5 protein-coding genes are annotated in these 5,111 nt (G+C 67.3%); 1 reads left to right on the top strand and 4 read right to left on the bottom strand.

The features are described 5' to 3' along the window. The 4 genes from QM568_RS06020 to QM568_RS06005 form a co-directional block, all read right to left on the bottom strand. The coding region (locus QM568_RS06020) for a glycoside hydrolase family 1 protein (RefSeq protein ID WP_415136843.1) at nt 1-782 on the bottom strand (782 nt) is incomplete at its 3' end. Further along, on the bottom strand, nt 779-1,645 hold the full coding sequence (locus QM568_RS06015) for a carbohydrate ABC transporter permease (RefSeq protein WP_415136841.1): 867 nt from the start codon (nt 1,643-1,645) through the stop codon (nt 779-781). The genes QM568_RS06020 and QM568_RS06015, both read right to left, overlap by 4 nt. Then, nucleotides 1,645-2,586 carry a carbohydrate ABC transporter permease gene (locus QM568_RS06010; protein WP_415136839.1) on the bottom strand — a complete coding sequence of 314 codons (942 nt, stop codon included), beginning with the start codon at nt 2,584-2,586 and terminating at the stop codon, nt 1,645-1,647. The genes QM568_RS06015 and QM568_RS06010 overlap by 1 nt, the downstream gene beginning before the upstream one ends. Nucleotides 2,587-2,662: 76 nt before the next feature. Then, nucleotides 2,663-3,940, bottom strand: a complete 1,278-nt coding sequence (locus tag QM568_RS06005; RefSeq protein WP_415136837.1) for an ABC transporter substrate-binding protein — start codon at nt 3,938-3,940, stop codon at nt 2,663-2,665. Between the two features lie 342 nt (nt 3,941-4,282). On the opposite strand from QM568_RS06005, the gene QM568_RS06000 reads away from it, so the two are divergent. Further along, the gene (locus QM568_RS06000; protein WP_415136835.1) at nt 4,283-4,813 is read left to right on the top strand and encodes an adenine phosphoribosyltransferase; all 531 of its coding nucleotides are present in this window, start codon (nt 4,283-4,285) and stop codon (nt 4,811-4,813) included. Nucleotides 4,814-5,111: the final 298 nt, after the last annotated feature.

The raw sequence follows: 5,111 nt of genomic DNA, 5'->3' as shown, positions 1-5,111 counted from the left end.
TTGCCCCGGGGCATTTGGGGTTCTTCAACCCCGCCTTGTAACGCCCGGGCGTTGCGGCGCCCCCCCTCGACGTCACTTGGGTTGGCGGCATCCGCCGGATCGGCGACCGTGAGATTCAGGGTGACGCCGAGCTCGAGCCCACCGTCACGGGAGCGCAGCTCCTCGACCGTGCGGCCGTGGGCGAGCAGCAGGTGATGCGCCGCCAGCATCCCGTCGCCGACATCCATGCGGCCGGGGGCGTGCACGCCCGCCGTGTAGGAGAGGAACGACGAGCACCACGGCTCGTTGAGGGTCGTCCAGTAGTGCACGCGGTCGCCGAGGGCGTCGTGCATGGTGCCCGCGTACTCGAGGAAGCGGTCGACGGTGTCGCGGCTCGTCCAGCCGCCCTGCTCCTCGAGCGCCTGCGGCATGTCCCAGTGGTAGAGCGTGAGCCATGGCACGATGCCGGCGTCGAGCAACTCGTCGACGAGGCGCTTGTAGAAGTCGACGCCCTTGTCGTTGACGGCCCCGCCGTCCGGTCGCACCCGCGACCACGAGGTCGAGAAGCGGTAGACCTGCAGGCCGAGCTGCTTCATCAGCGCGACGTCCTGCGGCATCCGATGGTAGTGCTCGCAGGCCACGTCTCCGTTGTCGCCGTTGATCACGGCGCCCGGCACGCGGGCGAACGCATCCCAGATCGACGCGGTGCGGCCGTCCTCGAAGGCGGCGCCTTCGATCTGGAAGGCCGCGGTCGCGGCGCCGAACAAGAAGCCCTGAGGGAATGCACGAGTCACAGAGATCATCCTTTCACCGCGCCCTGCATGATGCCACTGACCAGCTGCTTGCCCGCGACGAAGAAGAGCAGAAGTAGCGGGAAGGTCGACAGCAGCACACCGGCAAGCACGATCGAATAGTCCACGAAGTGGTTCGACTGGAGGAGAGACAGAGCCACAGGCAGCGTCGGGTCCTGGCGGTCGAGCACGATGAACGGCCAGAAGAAGTTATTCCACGCCGAGACGAAGGTGAACAGCCCGAGCATCGCTGCCGCTGGGCGCGCCGCCGGCATCCCGATCGTCCAGAATGTGCGCAACGACGAAGCGCCGTCCATGCGAGCCGCTTCGATGAGCTCGTCGGGCACGGCCTGGCTCAGGTATTGGGTCATCCAGAACACTCCGAACGCGCTGGTGAGCGCAGGGATGATCACCGCGCCAGTGCTGCCCGTCCAGCCCAGCTCGCTGAACAGCACGTACAGCGGCACAACGCCGAGCTGGGTCGGCACCGCCATCGTGCCCACGACGAAGGCGAGCAGCCAGCCGCGGCCCTTGAAGTGCAGTTTGGCGAACGCCCAGCCCGCGAGGGTGGAGAAGAAGACGACGGATGCCGCGATCAGCGCCGACGTATAGATCGAGTTCCACAGCGCTCGCCAGAAATTGACCGCCGGATCGTTCACCACCGTGAGCGCGTTCTGCCAGAAGTTGCCGCCGGGTATCCACGACATGTGCGGGTCGCGGATCGTGTAGGCGTCGCCCGATCCGATGAGGAACGACCAGTAGAACGGGAAGACGCTGCCGGTGAGCACGATCGCGAGGCACGCGTAGACGACCCAGCCGGGGCGCGAGCCCTTCGCCCGCCGCGCCTTGTGAGTTGTGGAGATCGCGGTGGCCATCAGCGCTTCCCCTCACTGCGCACGAGGGCGCGGGTCACGAGCAGATTGATGAGTCCGATCACCAGGACGATGACGAACAGGATCCAGGCGAGGGCCGAAGCGCGACCGAAGTTCCACTCCCCCCAGCCGATGTTGTAGAGGTAGAGCGTGATCGTCAGCCACTGGCTGTTCGAGCCGCCAGTGCCGTACTGGTCGTACATGCGCGGCTCGTCGAAGATCTGCAGCCCGCCGATCGTCGAGGTGATGATGACGAAGATGAGGGTGGGGCGCAGGCTCGGCAGGGTGATCGCGAAGAACTGGCGTATCTTTCCTGCGCCGTCGACCGTCGCCGCCTCGTAGTAGTCGCGGGGGATCGCCTGCATCGCCGCGAGCAGGATGAGGGTGTTGTACCCGGTCCAGCGGAAGTTCACCATCGTGGCGATGGCGATGTGACTCGCGAACGCGTTCGAATGCCAGTTGATGGGACCGGCGCCCACGTTCGACAGCAGCGTGTTGATGAGGCCGTACCTGTCGCCGAAGAGGTTCGAGAAGATGAGCGCCACGGCGACGGGGGCGACGACGTAGGGCACGAGCACGCCCATGCGCCAGAACGTCTTGGCGCGGATGTTCTGATCGAGCATCGCCGCGATCACGACGGCGGCGATGAGCTGCGGGACGCTGGAGAGCAGGAAGATGCTGAAGGTGTTGCGCAGCGCGATCCAGAACTTCGGCTGGCTCAGCACGTAGGCGTACTGGTCGAAGCCGATGAAGGTGCCGGAGCTTCGTACCTGATCCCAGTCCATGAACGAGATGACGGCCGTGTAGGCAATCGGGAAGAGCCCGATGACGAGGAACAGCAGGAAGAACGGCGAGATGTACAGGTAGGGCGAGAGCTTCAGGTCCCAGCGGGAGAGCCGCTGGCCGAAGCCGACGCGCCTGGCGGGCGCTGTGGTGGGTGTCATGTCGATTCCCCTCGAGGGCGGATGCGGACAGCGATCGGATGCCGGGGCCCCAGCCCCCGGCATCCGATCGAGTTCCTTACTTCAGTGCGCCGACCTCCTCGACCCACTGCTTCCAGCTCGTCGCTGCATCCTGCGTTCCCTCCTCAACGCGGGTGAGCGCCTTCTGCATCGCATCATTCACCTGGAAGTAATACTCGCCCTTGAATGGCGAAACCGTGACGGCCTGGGCGCGCTCCGAGAGGATCTGCCCCGTCGGCGCGTCGTTGAAGAACGCGTTCGTGGCGTCGAGCAAGGTGCTGTCGGTGAGCGCGTCGTTCTGGCTCGGGAAGGTGCCGGCGTTCTGGAACGCCTTGATCTGCTGCTCGGGAGCGGTCAGCCAGTCGGCGAGCTCCTGCGCGGCCTCGACGTTCTCGCCGTTCGCCGGCACGGTGAGGTAGGAGCCGCCCCAGTTGCCGCCGCCGTTCGGGAACGCGTTCGCGATGTCCCACCCGGTGACGTCCTTGGCGTTGCCCTCGATGACACCGAGCATCCAGCCGGGGCAGAGCATGGTCGCGAAGGCGCCGTTGGAGAGGCCGGCGAACCAGTCGTCAGACCACTGACCCAGGTGCGCCGACTGGGTGGCCGACGCCTCGAGCACCTGGTCGTAGATGTCCTTGACCTCGTCGTTGTCGGTGGCGATGATGTCGCCAGAGTCCGGGTCTTCGTAGGCGGCTTCGACCTGGTTGATCATGCCCTGGTAGGTGCCGCCCGCGGAGTCGAAGAAAGCCTTGCCTGTGGCGTCGACGTACTTCTCGCCGAGGTCGAAGTAGGTGCTCCAGTCGCCCTGGAGGAGCGTCGCGACCTCTTCGCGGTCGGTGGGAAGGCCTGCTGCGGCGAACAGATCGCTGCGATAGCACACGCCCTCCGGGCCGATGTCGGTGCCGTAGCCGATGAGGTTGCCGTCCTTGTCGGTGGCGGCAGCGGTCTTCCAGTCGAGCCAGCGGTCCTTCAGGCTGTCGTCGACGGGTGCGAGCAGGTCGGAGTACTTCATGACCTCAGGCAGCCAGTCGACCTCGATGGCCTCGATGTCGGCGAGACCGGTCTTGCCGAGCTTCTGGAAGTAGTTCTCGCGCGCCTCATTGCTGGTTGCGGCGCGGTTGTGGACGATCTTCACGTTCGGATGCTCGTCCATGTACTCCTGGAGGAGATCGTCGGTGTAGCCGAAGTCGTTGAAGGTCGCGACGGTGAGGGTGATCTCCTCGTCGCCGCCGCCGGTGTTCGGGTCTTCGGCGTTTCCGGCGCAGCCGGTGAGGGCGAGGGCGGATGCGGTTGCGACGGCGGCGATCGTCGTCAGCCTGCGGGTTTTCGTGGTCACGATGCACTCCTTTGTGTGCGTGGTTCTGGTCATGTGATCGGGGCGTGGGAGCGCTCCCATCTCGGTGTGACGAGTGTATGAGAGCGCTCCCACGCGTGTCAAGGGGGGTCCCTGAGCGCCCTCCCGGTTCCTGCGCGCCTCCGCTCCCGGTCCCTGAGCGAGCGCAGCGAGACGAAGGGCGGTCCCTGAGCGAGCGCAGTCCCGGCCCCTGAGAGAGCACGCTCCGGGCTCCTGAGCGCCCTTCGTCTCGTCGCTACGCTCCTCGCTCAGGAACCGCGCAGCGAGACGAAGGGCGCCACTCCCGCTCCCGCACCACCGCGCGATCCGGCGTAGCCTTGACCGGTGCCCGATGCCGAACTCGCCCCCGCCCTCGCCCACGCCGAATCGCTGATCCGCTCGCTACCCGACTACCCCCAGCCCGGCATCGTCTTCCGCGACATCACCCCGCTGCTCGCCGACGCCGAGGCACTGCGCGTGACCACCGACGCGATCGTGGCGCCCTTCGCCGGACGATTCGACTACGTCGCCGGCATCGAGGCCCGCGGGTTCATCCTCGCCGGAGCCGCAGCCATCGCGGCCGGGGTGGGGTTCATCCCGATCCGCAAGGCCGGCAAGCTCCCCCGGCCCGCGGCATCCGTCGATTACGCGCTCGAGTACGGCACGGCCACCATCGAGATGCACGACGATCTGCCCGCCGGTTCCCGCGTGCTGCTCATCGACGACGTCCTCGCCACCGGCGGCACGCTGGCCGCCGGACGCGAGCTCGTCGAGCGCCTCGGCAGCCACGTCATCGGCATCTCGGTGCTGTTCGAGATCGACGGCCTGGGCGGCCGCGAGGCCGTCGGAGACCTGCACACCGTCTTCCACTCCTGACCAACCCCGCCCCCTCCCCACCCCACCTCCTTCTTCCTTCTTCCGCCGGCCGCCCGCCCGCCCGCCCGCCCGCGCCAGCTTCTTCCGCCGACGCCCCACCTGCGCGACGACGCCCCACCTGGCAGACGTCGATCAGATGGGGCGCGGACGCTCAGATGGGGCGTCGGCAGCAGATACGGCGGCGGCGGCCGCAGCGGATGCCGGCGGCCGCAGCGGATGCTGGCGGCCGCAGCGGATGCTGGCGGCCGCAGCGGATGCTGGCGGCCGCAGCGGATGCTGGCGCGAGCCGATGCTGGCG

Origin of the sequence: Microbacterium sp. (assembly GCF_047607465.1) — a bacterium.
Classification (GTDB): Bacteria; Actinomycetota; Actinomycetes; order Actinomycetales; family Microbacteriaceae; genus Microbacterium.
This window is presented reverse-complemented; position numbering and strand designations above follow the sequence as displayed.

What these genes read in the sequence shown, in the direction of transcription:
- QM568_RS06015 (WP_415136841.1), bottom strand. Translation starts at nt 1,645, where the DNA reads ATGGCCACCGCGATCTCCACAACTCACAAGGCGCGGCGGGCGAAGGGC.
- QM568_RS06010 (WP_415136839.1), bottom strand. Translation starts at nt 2,586, where the DNA reads ATGACACCCACCACAGCGCCCGCCAGGCGCGTCGGCTTCGGCCAGCGG.